11 protein-coding genes, 1 tRNA gene and 1 pseudogene are annotated in these 15,317 nt (G+C 69.7%); 4 read left to right on the top strand and 9 right to left on the bottom strand.

Features of this window, described 5'->3' with window-relative positions:
• Positions 1–122: 122 nt before the first annotated feature.
• A complete protein-coding gene (locus ABD164_RS13915; RefSeq protein WP_344296894.1) occupies positions 123–3,839 on the top strand; it encodes an SCO7613 C-terminal domain-containing membrane protein in 3,717 nt (1,238 codons plus the stop codon).
• A 6-nt stretch (positions 3,840–3,845) separates the two neighbouring features.
• Here the strand turns inward: ABD164_RS13915 and ABD164_RS13910 are convergent, their stop codons facing one another.
• Positions 3,846–4,217: a nuclear transport factor 2 family protein gene (locus ABD164_RS13910; protein WP_344296893.1), complete on the bottom strand. Its 372-nt coding sequence runs from the start codon at positions 4,215–4,217 to the stop codon at positions 3,846–3,848.
• A 93-nt stretch (positions 4,218–4,310) separates the two neighbouring features.
• Between ABD164_RS13910 and ABD164_RS13905 the strand changes: the two genes are divergently transcribed.
• The 3 genes from ABD164_RS13905 (at position 4,311) to ABD164_RS13895 (ending at position 6,489) form a co-directional block, all read left to right on the top strand.
• Positions 4,311–4,384 (top strand) — tRNA-Gly (locus ABD164_RS13905).
• An 876-nt stretch (positions 4,385–5,260) separates the two neighbouring features.
• Positions 5,261–5,749: a Dps family protein gene (locus tag ABD164_RS13900; protein WP_344296892.1), complete on the top strand. Its 489-nt coding sequence runs from the start codon at positions 5,261–5,263 to the stop codon at positions 5,747–5,749.
• A gap of 38 nt (positions 5,750–5,787) precedes the next feature.
• Positions 5,788–6,489, top strand: coding sequence for a hypothetical protein (locus ABD164_RS13895; protein WP_344296891.1), 702 nt, complete (start codon positions 5,788–5,790; stop codon positions 6,487–6,489).
• Position 6,490: 1 nt separating this feature from the next.
• Here ABD164_RS13895 and ABD164_RS13890 read toward each other — a convergent pair whose 3' ends face one another.
• The 8 genes and pseudogenes from ABD164_RS13890 to ABD164_RS13855 all read right to left on the bottom strand — a co-directional run bounded on the left by ABD164_RS13890 (position 6,491) and on the right by ABD164_RS13855 (position 15,127).
• Entirely contained in the window at positions 6,491–7,153 is a 663-nt protein-coding gene (locus tag ABD164_RS13890; protein WP_344296890.1) for a response regulator transcription factor, read from the bottom strand.
• A gap of 142 nt (positions 7,154–7,295) precedes the next feature.
• A complete protein-coding gene (locus ABD164_RS13885; RefSeq protein ID WP_344296889.1) occupies positions 7,296–8,705 on the bottom strand; it encodes a sensor histidine kinase in 1,410 nt (469 codons plus the stop codon).
• A complete protein-coding gene (locus ABD164_RS13880; RefSeq protein ID WP_344296888.1) occupies positions 8,695–10,227 on the bottom strand; it encodes a multicopper oxidase family protein in 1,533 nt (510 codons plus the stop codon). The genes ABD164_RS13885 and ABD164_RS13880 overlap by 11 nt, the downstream gene beginning before the upstream one ends.
• Before the next feature lie 214 nt (positions 10,228–10,441).
• The gene (locus tag ABD164_RS13875; protein ID WP_344296887.1) at positions 10,442–11,962 is read right to left on the bottom strand and encodes an amidohydrolase; all 1,521 of its coding nucleotides are present in this window, start codon (positions 11,960–11,962) and stop codon (positions 10,442–10,444) included.
• A pseudogene (locus ABD164_RS13870) lies at positions 11,959–12,560 on the bottom strand (FMN-binding negative transcriptional regulator). The gene ABD164_RS13875 and the pseudogene ABD164_RS13870 overlap by 4 nt, the downstream one beginning before the upstream one ends.
• Positions 12,561–12,606: 46 nt before the next feature.
• On the bottom strand, positions 12,607–13,611 hold the full coding sequence (locus tag ABD164_RS13865; RefSeq protein ID WP_344296886.1) for an Fpg/Nei family DNA glycosylase: 1,005 nt from the start codon (positions 13,609–13,611) through the stop codon (positions 12,607–12,609).
• Between the two features lie 4 nt (positions 13,612–13,615).
• Positions 13,616–14,131: a ribose-5-phosphate isomerase gene (locus ABD164_RS13860; protein ID WP_344296885.1), complete on the bottom strand. Its 516-nt coding sequence runs from the start codon at positions 14,129–14,131 to the stop codon at positions 13,616–13,618.
• A gap of 9 nt (positions 14,132–14,140) precedes the next feature.
• Positions 14,141–15,127 (bottom strand): DUF2332 domain-containing protein, encoded by a 987-nt coding sequence (locus tag ABD164_RS13855; RefSeq protein WP_344296884.1) that lies wholly within the window; start codon positions 15,125–15,127, stop codon positions 14,141–14,143.
• Between the last annotated feature and the right edge of the window lie 190 nt (positions 15,128–15,317).

Raw genomic sequence — 15,317 nt, 5'->3', positions numbered from 1 at the left:
GTCTGACGGGAGGACCCACGAAAGTCTACTGCACACGAAGCAGCCGTCGCTGTGCGGGCACCCGACGGCGCAACCTGTGGAGAGCCTGCCGCACGCGACATCGCGCGTGGCAGAGTGTGCGCATGACTGACAGTCCCACGACTGCACCGCCCGATCTACGCCGCTGGCCGACCGATCCAGGGCAGCTCGCCGACACGACACTGTGCCCGGCATGCTTCACGCCGCTGACCTCGGCACGCTGCTCGCAATGCGACCTCGATCTCGCGGTCCACGAGGCATCCGAACTGCTCGCGATCGGCCGGCGAATCACCGACGAAGAGGCAACCCGGCAACGGGTGATCTCCCAGATGCGTGCGGCACAGGCCGCGAGGGCGCAAACCCTCGCCGCCGCCCCGACGATTCCCGCGGTCACCTCGATCGACGTCGTCGCACCGCCGGTTTCTCTTGCGCCGCCCGCCACGCGTGCGGTACCGCTGTCGGGCGTCGAGACGGGCACCCGAGCGGATGTCCCGTCGCCGCCGTTGCCCGTCGGCGAGCAGTTGCCCGCACCTGGCCGCAGCGGGCGGTCGGGCGTGCAGGTGCTGCTGCTCACCCTGGGCGTCGTGCTCATCTCGATCACCGCGATCGTGTTCCTGTTCGTCGCCTATCTCGTCGCGAGCCTCGAGGTGCGATCGGTCATCATCGCCGCGGCGAGCGTGCTCGTGCTCGCGGTCGCCTGGCTGCTGCGGGCGCGGCGTCTGCCCGGAACCGCCGAGGGTGTCGCCTCGGTCGCGATCGTGCTGTTGCTGCTCGACGTCTGGATCGTGCGCGTCAATGAGCTGTTCGGCACCGACCGACTCGACGCGGCCGTCTATGCCGGCGGTGGGCTGCTCGTCGTCGCAGCGATCCTCGCCGGCACCCGCGCGGTGAGCGGAATCCGGGTCACGGGATTCGCGGCGGCCGCACTGATTCCGTCGGCCGTCTTCCTGCTCGCGTTCAGCGGCGCACCGGCCGACGAGTTCACCACGGGCGCATGGGCGGGCACGCTCACGGCGTCGCTCGTCGGCACCGCCGCATTCTTCGCACCTCGCATGCCTGAGCGCGCGATCGTCGCCGGCGCCGGGTTCGCGGCAGGCGCACTCGCGCTCGTCGCCGCCGCATTCGCCCTGCCCGAGCTCGCCTGGCGCCACGTCTGGACTTTTCTGGCAGTGACGGGCGCATGGGCTGCGGCGTACCTCGTCTCACGTCTGCGCTCTGCGTCGGTCGCATCCGCCTGGTCGGCGGTCGCAGCTGCGACCCTCGGCGTGAGCGCCGGGCTCACCGCCGCGGTCGCCGTCTTCGTCGAGCTCGGTTCACCGACCGCGCTCTGGCTTGCACCGCTGACCTCGGGCGTCGTCGCCTGCGCCGCGGCGCTCTGGGCCCGCCGGCCAAGGCCAGTCGGCAGCGATGGCGTTCGGGCCGTCGTCGGCGCAGGCGCGGTGGCGACCATCGCCTCGATTCCCGCACTGTTCGTGGCGGTCGCGGCCGTCGCGCGCACGCTCAGCGCCGGCCTTCCGCCATGGCAGCACGACGTCTTGCCCGAGTTCGCCCCGGCAGCCGAATCCGTGGCCGCGGTGATCGCCGCACCGTTCGTGGTCGCCGCCGGCGTGTTCGGCGTGCTGGCGCTGCTCCGGCGACTCCCCCGACTGGCCGCGTTGCCGACCGGGCTGTTGTTGGTGGCCGCGCTCGCCGCTGCGTCGATGGCCGAACACGCCGTCACGGCCGCGATCGTCGTCCTTGCTGTCGCCGTTGGTGCGCTCGCAGTCGCGACATCGCCGCTCGCTCGCGTGCCCGGCGTCATCCCAGTGCTCGCCGCCGGAGGCATGCTCGGAGCGGTGCTCACCTCTACCCTCGGCTACGCGAGTGCGGCCTTGTGGCCGTGGGCGAGTGCCGCCGTGCTCGTACTCGCCATCGCCGGTCGCGTGCTCGCCCCGCGCATCTGGCGCCGCAGGATCGCAGTCGGTGCGGCACACGTTGCGATCGCCTCAGCGCTCGCGATGGGTGCGCTGGTCGGAGTCGTGCCATGGCTCGCGACATCCGATGTTCGCCTCGCGGCGCCGTGGGACGCGCCATGGATGTGGGTCGCGACCGGAGGGGCGGTGCTGCTCGCCGCCGGGGCGTTCGTGCGCCTCGCAAATGCTGCAGATCGCATCGCGTTGGCCCTGCCGGCGCTGCTCGCAACGGTGATCTCGCTTCTCTCCGCCCTGCTCGCCGCGCCCGAGGCGGGTTGGCGGTGGGTACCCGCCCTCGTGCTCGTCGTCGCAGGGCTGGGGTGGATGCGCGCGTCGAATCCCCCGCCGACGCGAATCGTGTTCGCCGCGACGACGCCGCTCGCGCTCGGGTACGGGCTGGGGACGTTCACGGCACAATGGTTCGGCGACGGGGCCGCCGGCGTCGGAGTCGCCGCTGCAGCCCTGCTCGCGGCGGCGCTCGCGCACGTCGCCGCACCCGGTGCGCGACAGGCGCCGTCGATCATATGGGTCATCGCGGTCGCCGTCGTCGGCGTGATCGCGCTGGGCTACGCGGTTTCGGCGACTCCCGAGCCGTGGCTCGTGCTCCTGATCCTCATCCCCGTGCCGATCGTGCTCGCCGCGCTGCGGGGCGACCCGTTCAGGTCGACCGATCCGATGCGCAATCTCGCGTGGCTCAGCCTCGCGCTGGCCGTCGCAACGGTCTGGACGTGGCTGGCGGGCGATGGCGTCGACGACGTCGAGGCCTACACCCTGCCGCTCGCGGTCGCACTCGCCGCGACCGCGGGGCTCATCACCTGGCGCGGTGCTCGCAGCGGTTCGACTGCGGCCGGCCGCACCGCGCTCTTCGGTGCCGCGGCTGCGGTCGCCGTGCTGCCGAGCGTCGCGTCGAGCGGTGACTCCGAGCTGCGCACGCTCGTGCTGTGCGGGGCGGGCGCCGTCGTCGCGCTCGCCTCGATGTTCCTGCCCGACACCGCTCGCGGCGTGCCGGTTCGGCTCCTCGGCACGGCCACCGGATGGACCGCCGTGGCGGGCGCGGCACTGGTGCGCGGCGGCGCCGTCGCTGCCGGCATCGACGACGGCGTGCTGCCCGTCGAGTTCTGGCCGCTGATCGCGCTCGCGACGGGCGTCGTCGTTGCCGTCGTGTGGGCCCGCGACGACACTCGGCCCGGCGTCATCGCAGAGGCGATGGTCGCGGCATCCGTCGCCATCGCAGCGGTACCGACGCTGATCGCCATCGTCTTCGGAATGCAGAGCGACGTGCGCGCCGCCGTGCTGTTCCCGGCGCTCGCCGCGGTGCACATCGCCGGCGGGGCCACGGCTGCTCGCCCGCTCGCCGGACCGATCTTCGCGTGGACGACACGAGGTGCGCTCGTGATCGGCGGTGCCATCACACTCTCGAACGGCAACGTCGACCCATTCGACATCGTCACTGTTTCGGCGGGCGTGGCCTTCATCTGTTGGGGCGCCCTCAGCATGCGACGCTCCCCCGAGCTCGGCAGCTGGCCGGCACTCGGCGTGGGTCTCGCGGTGCTGCTCGTTCCGCCCCTCATCGCCGACTTCACCGACCCCGAGTTGTGGCGCATCGTCGCCCTCGGCCTCGTGTCGGCGGCAGCAGTGCTCATCGGCGCTATGCGCCGGCTGCAGGCACCGCTGCTCTTCGGCGGCGCAGTGCTGCTCGTGCACGCGATCGCGCAGCTCTGGCCGGTGATCACCTGGCTCTACGAGGCCGTGTGGTGGTGGTTGTGGCTCGGAATCGCCGGAGTGATCTTCGTCGTGCTCGCCGCGACCTACGAACGCCAGCTTCGACTCGCTCGCGGCACCATCGGCGCGATCGCGGCCTTGCGCTAGATTCCGTCAGATCTGTTCGACCCACGCTGTCCGCCACTCGGGGGCGGGGAACGGCGTCGACCAGTAGGCCGTCTCCTTCGCGATGAGGTCATCGCGAAGTTCGAAGATGAACACCACCTGGTAGGGCGTTCCGTCGCCGTAGTCGAGTGCTGCCTCGAGAACCCAGAGATCGCCCGAGCCGGTCAGCCGACGCGGTGTGATCGTCGGCAGCCGCGGAAACGAGCCGTAGATGCCTCGCCGGTTGTCGCCGCCGACGATGCGTTCGCCCGATTGCGGCCACTCGATGATCGAATCCTCGTGGAAGACGGCATCCATGCCGTCGACCTCACCGGCATTCAAGGTCGCGACCAGCGCCTCGACCGTCTCTCGCCCGCCCATGACGCGCTCCTTCGAACCGATGACGCGCGCACGCCGTGCAGGAGTGGACTCTGCGGTGTACTACGATGATCCAGTGTCCGCGAGCGGGCGCGCGGGGATGTAGCTCAATGGTAGAGCCTCAGTCTTCCAAACTGATTACGCGGGTTCGATTCCCGTCATCCCCTCCACAGAGCTATCCCAGATCAGACGGGGAATCACTCCCCCACTACCTCGACCCGTAGGTCCGCTTCGCGCCCGGTCGTGCCCTCCCCGTGCCCTAGTTCGTTCGACGGGACCAGGTTTGGACATGCCTAAGGAACCTAGAGCGCGTCCCCCTCGAGCGCTGCGGCATCCATCCGTACGTGCCACCCCACAGCATCGTGAGAGGCGTGAAGCGCCAGCCTCCTCGCGCAGTTCTCCAGCCTACGATTGCCTTGTGCGGATCGTGGTCTACGGAGGTGATGGCACGCCGCGGAACACGTCGCGTCCACAAGGAGCCAACGACGACGAGGGAGTCGTTCGTACATACGACTCGCACGCGCGGCACACGCACTGCCCACAGCCCCCCGACGGAGAGCGTTAGGCCAGAAAGCGCGTAGGCCCACGGATCAACGGACTGCACCGCGAAGACGGCGAGGACCAGTCCGAGCGCCAGGAGCACTGCCGCACCGAACGCGTTGAGGAAGCGCCACCAGTTCTCTGGCCTGTACTCTGGCACGCCCCAGCCTCCGACATCCATTTCACGACCCCACTGTGTGTGGCGACCCAGCGACAAGACTACGACGTGACGGCGCGGTGCTTCGTCGCGGGACGATTGCCGAACGGTCCGTGAGCGCCCGCGTCCAAGAGGTCTGCGATCATTTCACTCCCCAACACCTCGATCTTCAGGACCGATTCAAGCCCGGTCGCGCTCTTTTGATGTCGACGATCACCACGAACGAGCGGATTCCGCGACATCAACCTGCCGGTATGTCGACCCCTCGTCAGCCGAGCCTTCCCTTGCTTGAAATATGCGGGCACCTGCGTAGCGTTGAAGCAGACAACGACTACGGAAGGCTGACACGATGACCGACATCCAGACCGCACCGAAAACCGGCTCGAACGCCGACGTCGCCGCAGGCGTCGCCCAGTACCTCACCCCCGTGGTGCACGAACTCATCGCCCTCGCCGTCAACGGCAAGCAGGCGCACTGGCATGTGCGCGGCGCGAACTTCATCGCCATGCACGAACTGCTCGACGACGTCGTTGCGCACGCGCAGGACTGGTCAGACCTCGCCGCTGAGCGCGTCGTCGCTCTGGGCCTGCCGATCGACGGGCGCCTCGCGACCGTCGCGTCGAAATCGGGCGCCGAGAACCCCAAGCTCGGGTTCCTGCCCTACGACGAGGCCGTCAGCGGAGTCGTCGGCCAGATCGACCTCGCGACCGAGAAGATCAACGCCGCGATCGACGGCCTCGCCGAGCTCGACCCGACGAGCCAAGACATCGTGATCGAGATCCGCCGCGGGCTCGACAAGGACCGCTGGTTCCTGTTCTCGCACGTCGCCGTGAAGTAGCGATGGCGGGCTGACGGGCCCGGGTGCAGAATGCCGCTATGACGGCCGATGCATCCGGGCCCGAGTCGTACCCCGACGACGAGGTGGCGCGCCTCACCGATGCGCAACGCTCGTTGCGCGCCCAGATGCTCGCCACCGAGCACTGGAGCCTGCTGGCCTCGCGCAGCACCACGCAGGGCGAAGTGCTCACCCGCATCGCGATCTTCATCACGCTCGTGTCGGCCGGGCTGCTCTCACTCGGCGTACTCGGCAATGTCACCGGCTTTCGCGGGTGGTTCGGCGTCGCCGCCCTGGGGGTGTTGTTCCTCCTGACATTCCTCGGCCTTATTACGCTCGTGCGGGTCTTCAACACGGCCAGCGAAGACCTCATGTACGTCGTCGCGATGAACCGTCTCAGGGGCGCGTACGTCGACCTCGACCCGGGCATCGAGCGGTACCTGCTGATGTCGGTGAACGATGACGAAGGCGGCGCCAATCAGACGTATCACTACTTCTACACGCGCGGCAGCAGCGTCGTCTTCGGCAGTTCGATGATGATCATCACGGTCGTGACCGCGGCGGTTGCCGGCCTGCTCGTCGGAGGAACGGCGATCGCGCTCAGCGCTCCCGTGTGGCTGGCGGTCGTGATCGGCGTCGTCGTCGGCCTCGCGCTGTTCGTCGGGGCGCTGCGCCACGGATACCGCATGTACCTGCGCATCTGGCGCACTCACGAGCCGCTGCGCACGAGCCCGGCCGAGTAAGTCAGCGCTGCAGCCAGGTGAGCACCGCGAGCACCCGCCGGTGATCGGTGCCCGAGTCTTCGAGGCCCAGCTTCTGGAAGATCGACGTGACGTTCTTCTCGACGGCGCCGACGCCGATGAAGAGCTGCTTCGCGATGCCGGCGTTGGTGCGCCCCTCGGCCATCAGCTCCATGACCTCACGCTCACGCGGCGTCAACGACGCGAGCGGGTCGCTTCGCCGCGAGAGCAGTTCGCGCACGACCTGCGGATCGAGCACCGTGCCACCCTCGCTCACCCGCTCGACCGCATCTTCGAGTTCGTCGAGCGACGCCACTCGGTCTTTCAGCAGATACCCCATGCCGCCTTCGCCCGACGAGAGCAACTCGTGAGCGTACGTGCCCTCGACGTACTGGCTGAGCAGCAGCACGCCGACCGAGGGCATGCGCCGGCGCAGCTCGATCGCCGCGCGCACGCCTTCGTCACGGAACGTAGGCGGCATGCGCACGTCGAGCACGGCGAGGTCGGGCCGAGTGTCATCGAGCGCAGCGAGCAGGGAGTCGGCCTCGCCGTAGGCGGCGACGGTCTCGAACCCGGCCTCGTCGAAGAGGCGCACGAGCCCCTCTCGCAGCAGCATCGAATCCTCGGCGAGCACGATGCGCAAGGGGCTGCGAGAGGGGTCGGTCATGGCCCCAGACTATCGGCGGACGAGGGTCTCGATACGGCCCTGGCGGGCCTACTCGACCGGCGGTCGGCGAGGGTCTCGATACGGCCCTGGCGGGCCTACTCGACCGGCGGTCGGCGAGGGTCTCGATACGGCCCTGGCGGGCCTACTCGACCGGCGGCGGGGTGACGGATGTCGCGACGGGGGTGTAGGGAATGTGGGCGCCGATCGCGGTAGGGCCGCCGACGGGGCTGTCGACGACGAGCATGCCGCGAAGGCCCTGCACCCGATCAGCGAGCCCGGCGAGTCCGTGCCCGGGCTCGGTGGTCGCACCCCCACGCCCGTTGTCGGTGACCCAGAGATCGAGCCAGTGCCCCGCCGCACCCGCGTCGCGGGTCGACGCCACGAGACGGATGCCCCGGGCCTCGGCGTGTTTCGCGGCGTTCGTGAGCAGTTCTGCGGCCACGAAATAGGCGTTGCGTTCGATCGAGGCCGGCAGCGAGGCATCCGACGGCAACTCGATCTCGGTGGTGACGGTCACCGGGCTGCGAGAGGCGAGCGACTGCAGGCCGACCGCGAGGCCGCGATCCTGCAGGATCGGCGGAGCGAACCCGCGCGAGAGCGCGCGCAGCTCGTCGAGCGTCTCGCGGGCCTGGTCGCGGGCCTCTCCGAGCAGTTCGCGAGCATGCTCGGGATCGCGTTCGAGCTTTCGCTCGATTGTCGCGAGGTCCATCTGCAGGCGCACCAGGCGCTGCTGCGGGCCGTCGTGGATGTCACGCTCGAGCCGGCGCAGCGACGCATCCTCGGCCTGCACGGCGGCGCCGCGCGATGCCGAGAGTTGCGCGACCTCGCGCTCGAGCGCCTCGGAACGCCAGGCGCTGAGCGTGCCGCGAGCGATCACGTCGTGCAGCAGCGTGAGCCCGCGGAACACGAACGGCAGCGTCGCGAGGAAGATGAGCCCGACGACGAACTCGAAGGCGGCCTCGCCGAGCAGCGGGTCGATGTTCCACGTGTTGCCGGGGAACAGGAAGTCGATCACGACGTCGTGCAGCCAGAAGTCGGTGTCGTCGCGTCCGTCGGGAATCGCGCGGTACCAGATCCACGCGGTCGTGCCGCCGAGCGCCACCGAGGTCCACGCGACCGTGATGCTCCACGTGATCACGCTGACGATCGGGTTGATGATCATGCCGTGCAGCAGGTAGAGCCAGTAGTGGCCGTCGATGAACGGCGCCCACATCGTGCGCCAGAAGCCCTGGTTGCGATCGGAGTGATCCCAGGCGGGTCGTGTGATGCGGGGCCGGCCCGCCCAATCCAGCCGCACCAGCTCGAGCGTGCCGAACCCTCGGGCGATGAACAGCGCCGCCACGACGATGAAGATGCCGAACACGATGAAGATCAGTCCGAGGCCGGTGAAGAAGATGGTCGCGAGCAGGGTCAGCCCGATGATCGCGATCGGCATCGTGAGGATGAGGAAGGCGAACTCTCGCGGCACGGTCGCCCACAGCGACCAGTAGCCGCGGCGCTTCGGCGGGGCGCCGTCGGTCAGTGGCCGGGTGAGTGTCGTGTCAGTGCTCATCGTGAGTTCCTCCAGTCATCGTGGCAGACTGCCCGGGCTCGACGACGGCGAACTGGCCCATCATGCCCTGATCTTCGTGCCACAGCAGGTGGCAGTGGTACATGTACGGCGTGTCGGCATCGGTGTAGTCCTCGAACCGCAATAGCAGCTCGTACTCCGTCTCGGGTTCGGTGAAGATCGTGTCCTTCCAGCCCGCGAGCTCGGGCGGGGGCGCGGTGCCGCCGATCGAGGCGATGCGGAACTGCACGTCGTGCACGTGGAAGCTGTGCGGCACCTGCGTCGCGTTCTCAACCACCCATCGCTCGAGCGTGTCGACGGTCACGGTCTCGTCGATACGCCCCATGTCCATCGCGTCGCCGTTGATCTCGAAGCTGTCGCTGAGCTCGAAGCGGCGGGTCGTCGCGATGTCGGCCGGGTCGAAGTCAGTGATCGTGTTGAGCCGCGCGGGAACGGCCGGCGCCGGGTCGAGCGTCTCAGCGGCACGCACTTCCAGCACGTCGAAGGTGTCGTTGCCGCCGTTCATGTCGGCAACCGGCCCGACGAGCGCAGCGATCTCGGAGGTCATCTTCGACTGCAGCACGACTCGCTCGCCCGGTGTGACGCGCAGCAGCACCTCGGCACGCTCGCCGGGCGACAGCCGCACATGGTCGAGCGAGACCGGTGCCTCGAGCAGTCCGCCGTCGGTCGCGATGAGGTCGACGGGTCGGCCGTCGCTCCAGGTGAACGCATACGAGCGTGCGGTCGAGGCGTTGAGCATGCGCAGGCGCACGAGTTCGTCCGAGACCTCGAGGAACGGGCCGCGCGTGCCATTGACGATCAGTTCATCGCCGAGCCCGCCGGCGTAGCCCCGCTGTTTGCTCTCCTGCTCTCCGTCGGCCGAGAAGCCCGAGTCCTGCACGATGACCGGGATGTCATCGACGCCGTACTCCCCCGGCAACCCGAGCGAGCGTTCGTGCTCGTCGTGCAGCATGAACATGCCGGCGAGGCCACGGGCGACGTGGTCTTCGGTCTCGCCATGCAGGTGCGGGTGGTACCAGAGGGTCGACGCCTGCTGGTCGATGTCCCATTCGGGCGACCATGCGGTATCCGGGTCGATCATCTGGTGCGGGCCGCCGTCCATCTCGGCGGGAAGGTGCATGCCGTGCCAGTGCACGGTCGTCGGCTCGTCGAGCGAGTTCGTCACGTCGACACGCACCCGCTCGCCACGGTCGGCGACAAGCGTCGGGCCGAGGTAGCTGCCGTTGAATCCCCACGTGTCGCTCGCGACGCCCGGCTCGAACTCGGTGGTGCCGGCCCGCGCGTCGAGCGCGAAGACCCGGGTGCCGTCGGCATCGATGGTGGATTCCGCGAGCGGTGGGATGGCGAGCGGCGTGTCGAAGTCGACCTCGCCCTCGGTGGAGATCGGGCCGGGGCCGACGATGCCGCATCCGGCGAAGGCGAGGGTCACGAGCCCGCCGGCGGCGATGGCCGCGAGTGTCGTGGCGGCGGTCGCCCGTGGTCTGCGGAGGGAGGTCTGAAGCATGCATCCAGCCTCACGATTCGAGGGCGCCCGCCCCAGCATGCGAGCGCCCGAATGCCGCCGGGGGTTATCCCCCTTCGCCCGGCCCGAGCAGCGCGCTCCCGTCGTCGGTCGAGGAGCGACGAAGGAGCGTATCGAGACCGGTTGGACCGGTCTCAGGATTCAACACCGGGTCTCGATACGGCGCTGGCGCGCCTACTCGACCGACGAAGGGTCGCTACGCGATCGACGCCGAGTGCGTGAACCGGCCGCCGAGCAGGGTCGCCGCGACGGGCATGGTGCGAAGGTCATCGGCGGATGACGCGAGCGGGTCGAGTTCGACGATGGCGAGGTCTGCCCGACCGCCGGCTGCGGGCACGATGCCCCGCCCTCCGGTCGATGCGGCGAGCGCGGCGCTCGCCTCGATGGCCTGCTCGGGATGCCATGCCTCGCGGCCGTCGCGCGAGCGTCCCACCGCCGCCGAGATGGCGATCCACGGGTCGAGCGGCGCGACGGGCGCGTCGGAGCCGAGTGCGAGCTCGACCCCGGCCTTGGTGAGTTCGGCGAGCATGAACGCCCGGTCGGTGCGTCCGGCCCAGTAGCGGTCGGCGACATCGCGGTCATCCATCGCGTGTTCGGGCTGCACGCTCGCGACGATGCCGAGTTCCGCGAAGCGGGCGACATCCGTTCGCCGAAGCAACTGTGCATGCTCGATCGAGCCGCGGCAGCCCACTGCCTCGAACGCGTCGAGCACTCGGGCGTTGGCCTGGTCGCCGATGGCGTGCACGGCCGGGGTGATGCCGGCGCCGGCGGCGCGGATCATGAGCGGCACCAGCTCGTCGTATGGCACGGTGGCGAGACCGCAGGGGTGATCGTCGCCCTCGAGGCCCGGGTAGGGATCGAAGCACCACGCGGTGCGCGTGTTCAGCGAGCCGTCGGTGATGACCTTGTACCCGCCGACCGTGACGAGTCCCCCGGTCGCAGGCACCTCGTCGCCCGTGCGCAGCCCCTCGGCGATCGCACGTTCGAGGTGCTGGGTGTAGATGCCGAACGTCACGCGCAGCGCATTGAAGCCCGATGCGACGCGACGAGCCCAGTCGTCGCGGTTCCAGCGCATCTCGTAGTCGGTGATGCCCACGACCCCGCGTGCCGCAGCCCGCGCGGCCGCCTCGGCCACCCACCCGTCGAGCACGTCGTCGGCGACGTCGTCGATCTCACGGACGAGCCGGAAGCAGTCGCCTTCGCGCAGCAGGCCGCTCGCGTCGGTGAGGTGCTCGACGCCGTGGCGGCGCAGCGCCGCGGTGTTCAGCCAGCACGCGTGAAGGTCGGCAGAGACGAGCACCACCGGCACGTCGCCCGAGACGGCGTCGAGCATGCTGCGGCTGGCCGGTTCGGGCCAGAGGCTGTCGCGATAGCCGAATCCGATCACCTCGGTCGCGCCGGCGGTGACGGATGCCGCGACCAGCGCCGCGGCGTCGGCCGCGGACCCGGCACCCGCGAGATCGAGGCGCCGCGACACCATGGCCCACTGCGAGAAGTGCACGTGCCGGTCGTGCAACCCGGGTACCATCCAGCGACCGTCGAGCTCGACTCGGCGGGCGCCGGAACCCGCCGCAGCGGCGCCGGCCGGCGCGATGGTCGCGATCACGCCGTCGTCGAGGTGCAGGTCGACGAGCCGAGCCTCGCCGGCGAGGCGCGCGCCCGCGAGCAGCACCGGCCCCGCGGCATCCGCACCCGGCCGCGAACCGCCCGCCGTCATCGGCGGGCCGCCCGCAGCACCTCGTGCGTGCGGCGCATCTCGGCGGCGAGCGCGGGGCTCGCGTACGGCCCGTCGCCGTCGAGTTCGGCGATGATGCGGTCGACGGTCTCGTCGGGCTTGTTCTGGCTCATCTTGTTCTTCGCGACGAAGCGGTCGATCGGTATGCGCAGCCCGACCGTGCCCGTGGCGATGCGGTCGGCGTAGTCGGAGTTCGCGGCGGTGCCGCGCATGCGGCGCGGCTCGGGCATGGCGTCTTCGAAGTGGTCGACGAGGGCCTCGAGCACACGCAGGCGGTGACGAAGTTCCAAGTCGGCACGGCGGGGTTCGCGTCGTACCAGCTGGGCGAGATGTACCCGTGCGGGCCCTGCACGATGACGAGCACCTCGTGGCGGCCGAGTTCGTGCACGAGGTCGTCGGGCTTGCCGACATGGGTGAGCAGCACGATGCCGTCGGCGGTCTCGTCGAGCAGCACCGGGTAGTGCGAGGCGACGAGCCCCGAGGCGTCGGTCATGCTCACGATCGTCGCCCACGGGTGCTCGCGGATGATGCGCTTCACGCCCTCCTCGCTCGCGAGGGTGAAACTGGGGTTCTGTCGCATGCGGCTCCTTGGTCTCGGGACTCTTCGCTACTCGATCGGCGGCGGGTCAGGCCTGGCAGTACGGGCACCAGTAGAGCTTGCGGCCGCCGAGCGCTTCGAGCACGATGTTCGTGCCGCACACCCGGCAGGGCAGGCCCTCGCGCTTGTACACCCAGTGGCGGTCGTCGCGGTTGGCCATGGCGGCACGATAGGCCTCTGGGTCGAGGTCGTCCATCGTCATCATCTGCCCGGTCTCGACACCGATGCGAAGCAGCTTCGCCCAGTCGTGCCAGAGGTGGCGCACGTGCTCTTCTGGCACCAGCCTGCCCGGGGTGTGCGGGTTCTGCCTGGCCCTGAAGAGCAGTTCGGCGCGGTAGACGTTGCCGATACCGGCGACGACGCTCTGGTCCATGAGCAGCAACGCGATCGCGGTGGGCTTCTTGCGGATCACCCGCGTGAACCGCTCTTCGGCCTCGGGGCCGCCGTCGAGCAGCGGATCGGGTCCGAGTTTCGCGACGACCGCCTCCACCTGCGCAGGGTCGAGCACCTCGCAAGCGGTCGGGCCGCGCAGGTCGGCGACGATCGTGTCGGTGAGCAGGCGCACCCGCACCTGGCCGATCGGCTCGGGCGGGAACGTGTCGAGCGCGTTGCCCTCCTTCTCGGACTCCGACATGCGCAGCCGCGTGCGCCGCGGCGCACCGATCGAGGTCAGCGAGTTCTCGCCGGCGGTGTCGAAGACCACCGCGTCGGGGTTCGGCCCTTCGAGGAACGTGCCCCGCTGGTTGGTCTGGCCCATGCGGCCGTTCGCCGACGCGATCGTGGCGTCCATGAGGATGTCGCCCGCGAAGTCCCACGCGCCGTACATGCCGAGGTGCACTCGCAGCCACACGTCGCCCTCGAACCCGAGGAACATCTGCTTGCCCACGGCGCGGGCATCGGTCATGCGTCGCCCGTCGATCTCAGCAGCGCCGACGGCGAACCGACCCTGCGGGCTCGAGGCACGTACGACGTGGCCGACGAAGTTGCGCTCGAACTGGCGGGTGATGCGGTGGACGGAGTGGCCCTCGGGCACCCTGCTACTCCGCCGCGGCCTCGGGGCGGGGCGTGGCATCGACACCCTTGCCGGCGATATCGCCCGTGGTCTCGTACTCGAGCAGCTGCGCGATGCGCCGCACGTGGCGCTCGTCGCCCGAGAACGGCTCGGCGATGAACGCGTCGATGTAGCGGATGGCCTCTTCGACGGTGTGCTGGCGGGCGCCGATCGAGATGACATTGGCGTCGTTGTGCTCGCGGGCGAGGATCGCCGTGTCCATGCTCCAGACGAGGGCGGCCCGGATGCCGTGCACCTTGTTCGCGGCGATCTGCTCGCCGTTGCCCGACCCGCCGAACACCACGCCGAGCGTGCGCACGCCCGCGGCCTGGTCGCGCGCGACGGCCTGGGCCGCGTTGATGCAGAACGCCGGGTAGTCGTCGAGCGCGTCGTACTCGGTCGGCCCGTGGTCGACGACCTCGTGACCGCCGTTGGTCAGGTGGTCGACGAGCGTACGGCTGAACTCGAGGCCGGCATGGTCGGTCGCGATATGGATGCGCATGCGCCAAGTCTATGGATTGCCCACCCACGTGAGCGCGCGCCCGTGCGGCTGCGCCCACGCGAGCTGAACGCCGTCGAGCGCGAGCACGAGGTCGGTGCTGTCATTCGCGACGTCTTCGCGCACCCGGATGCCGGACAGCACCGTGCGCGGTTCCACCGACAGCCAGTGGCCCGGCAGTGCGCGCACCGTCTCGACGAAGCGCTCGCGGCCGGCCTCGTCGAGGTACATCAGCACCACCGTGTGGAAGACGACGAGCGTCGCGTCGGCGGGCGCCTCAGCGGCGAGCGCGGCGAGTCGTGCGTTGAGGTCACCGTCGACGATGCGCGGCGGCTCGGCGGCGGCGATGGCCGCGGCGGCGCGAAGCCGCGCGCGACGGTCATCGTGCTCGGGCCACACGAGCGCGTCGAGCCATGCGAGGTCGCCTGGGCGGGTCACATCGAGCGGGTTGAGGTCGATGCCGGCGCGCCACACCACCTCTGGGAGGCTGTCGGGCACGGGCACCGCGCCGGCGGTGACGCAATCGAGCACGACCGCGCTCGGCCCGTCGGCCGGATCGAGCTGCGGATGCCCCGGATAGCGGTAGCTGTATCGGTCGGGATACAGGCAGAGACCGGCGGATGTCCCGACCTCGAGCAGCGCGATCGGCCCGTCGATTCCGGCGAGCGCAGGCACGTGCAGCGCACAGCGGGCGGCCTCGTTCGTCTGGGTGGCGTGCGTCTCGGCCGTCGCCCGCACCTCGACCCAGTGCGCGTGCAACCAGTCGCGAAACACGCTGTACGGGCCGAGCTGCGCCCCCTGGAACCGAGCGGCCGAGAACACGAGGTTCGGCTGCCGCTTCGCCGACGGCAGCTCGTCGACGAGGGCGATCGTGCCCGGGTCAGCGGTCAAGCCGAGCGCCCACGCCTCGTACGTCGCCGACATGCCACGCGCCTCGACCTCTGCGAACGAGCGATAGCGCTCGGCGGTGGGGGCTTCGTTGTCGACGCTGGTGAACACGTCGTCACGATATGCCTCGGACAGCATCGCGGCAACGCGGCATCATGTCCGGAGGCCGAGGAGATGACAAAACTGTTCGATGCCGATACCCTTCCCGAACGCTCATCAGACGTCCTCGGGAACCCTAGTAGTACTTGGTTAGGTTGGTCCGGCTCGTTGGTTGCAGTAGGGGCAGTGGCCGAGGATCTGG

The sequence above is a fragment of the Agromyces neolithicus genome (assembly GCF_039529735.1).
In the GTDB taxonomy this organism is placed as follows: Bacteria; Actinomycetota; Actinomycetes; order Actinomycetales; family Microbacteriaceae; genus Agromyces; species Agromyces neolithicus.
Note: the sequence above shows the minus strand (reverse complement) of the source record. Positions and strands in the feature narration are given on the sequence as shown.

Bases quoted from the DNA above. Each gene is read 5' to 3' on its own strand.
- ABD164_RS13890 (WP_344296890.1), bottom strand. From the start codon at position 7,153: ATGACCGACCCCTCTCGCAGCCCCTTGCGCATCGTGCTCGCCGAGGAT.
- ABD164_RS13900 (WP_344296892.1), top strand. From the start codon at position 5,261: ATGACCGACATCCAGACCGCACCGAAAACCGGCTCGAACGCCGACGTC.
- ABD164_RS13895 (WP_344296891.1), top strand. From the start codon at position 5,788: ATGACGGCCGATGCATCCGGGCCCGAGTCGTACCCCGACGACGAGGTG.
- ABD164_RS13910 (WP_344296893.1), bottom strand. From the start codon at position 4,217: ATGGGCGGGCGAGAGACGGTCGAGGCGCTGGTCGCGACCTTGAATGCC.
- ABD164_RS13860 (WP_344296885.1), bottom strand. From the start codon at position 14,131: ATGCGCATCCATATCGCGACCGACCATGCCGGCCTCGAGTTCAGCCGT.
- ABD164_RS13885 (WP_344296889.1), bottom strand. From the start codon at position 8,705: ATGAGCACTGACACGACACTCACCCGGCCACTGACCGACGGCGCCCCG.
- ABD164_RS13875 (WP_344296887.1), bottom strand. From the start codon at position 11,962: ATGACGGCGGGCGGTTCGCGGCCGGGTGCGGATGCCGCGGGGCCGGTG.
- ABD164_RS13880 (WP_344296888.1), bottom strand. From the start codon at position 10,227: ATGCTTCAGACCTCCCTCCGCAGACCACGGGCGACCGCCGCCACGACA.
- ABD164_RS13915 (WP_344296894.1), top strand. From the start codon at position 123: ATGACTGACAGTCCCACGACTGCACCGCCCGATCTACGCCGCTGGCCG.